Raw genomic sequence first — 1,230 nt, 5'->3', positions numbered from 1 at the left:
AGACAGGATAGATATAGTATAATAAATTATAAAAATATTGATTTGATAGCATCTCATCAGGACTTAATATACACTGATATGGACATTGCTAGTTTTTCCAGACCGAACTATCAAAATAATTTACTAAATAAAGAGAGTTACAAGTTTAAGTTTTTAAAAAATATTATTGAGAATTTAATTGAGTCTCACAAATATGATTATGTTATTATTGATTGCCCTCCGAATCTCAACTTTATTACCCAAAATGCACTCTATGCAAGCGATTACTATATTATTCCGACTATTTTAGATAAATTATCAACTTATGGTATACTTTCGATTACTAATAAAGTTAAAGAGCTAAATAAAATCTTTTCGGCATTAGATGATGATTACACTAAAACTGAATTATTGGGTATTATTGCAAATAATGTCGTTGAAAGAAAAGGCGAACCTAAATATAGTCAAAGTAATAGATTAACTACATTAAAAGGAACATTTGGAAATGAGGTCTTCGAAAATTATTTGACCTATGGTGATGGTATTGCAACTTCATCAGCCTCTGGTTTCCCTGTTTATGGTGTGAAGAGTGAAAATGCAAATAAACAAAGTGATTTAATGTTGGATATTTTAATTGAAATGCTAACAAGAATGGAGAAATTATAATAATGGCATAATTAAGATTAGGGTTAGTGGAGGTGAATATCGGTTGAAAGTTAATAACATTCTAAGTTTAATTGGGAAAATAGATAAAATATTGGAGTTATATAAAAATTATTCAATTAGTGAAGCGCTTGATAACATTCTAATTGATTTAAAGGAATATAAGAAATATAAGGATAAAGAAAAAGTATTTCATAAGCAAAGTAATTCTTCCATAGATTTTGAAAAAGTTATTTCAGAGTTGAAAAATAAGGACAGAGAAACAATAATAAACATTTTGGAAGAATTAACCAAAAACGACTTATTAAATATTACATCCCACATTGGATTAAAAATGAAAAGTGATGCAACAAAAGTACAAATAGTAAATGAAATTATTAATCATTTTAGTTTCATGCAACTTAATAATAAGATTTCTGAAAGGAAAAGTAATTCTTCTGAACCACAAAATTAAAAATTAAAAGCCACCAATTCAAAATTAAAGTGTATCCTTTGTAAAGGACATTTTGAAAAAAAGCTAGGCAACCTTTTGAAGCTGCTGTCTGTATTTTGCAGGCGGCAGCTTTTTCAAGTTCCATTGCCCTCGAT

The 1,230-nt window shown here is 27.7% G+C and carries 2 protein-coding genes; both read left to right on the top strand.

Annotation, left to right across the window (positions count from 1 at the left end; all coding sequences use genetic code 11):
* On the top strand, nucleotides 1-645 hold a 645-nt coding region (locus tag PVA17_RS24800), incomplete at its 5' end, for a ParA family protein (protein ID WP_274069349.1).
* A gap of 43 nt (nucleotides 646-688) precedes the next feature.
* Nucleotides 689-1,096 (top strand): hypothetical protein, encoded by a 408-nt coding sequence (locus PVA17_RS24795; RefSeq protein ID WP_274069348.1) that lies wholly within the window; start codon nucleotides 689-691, stop codon nucleotides 1,094-1,096.
* Nucleotides 1,097-1,230: the final 134 nt, after the last annotated feature.

The sequence above is a fragment of the Lysinibacillus sp. CNPSo 3705 genome, assembly GCF_028674935.1.
Taxonomy (GTDB): Bacteria; Bacillota; Bacilli; order Bacillales_A; family Planococcaceae; genus Lysinibacillus.
The sequence above is the reverse complement of the archived record's forward strand: the minus strand, read 5'-3'. Positions and strand labels throughout refer to the sequence as shown.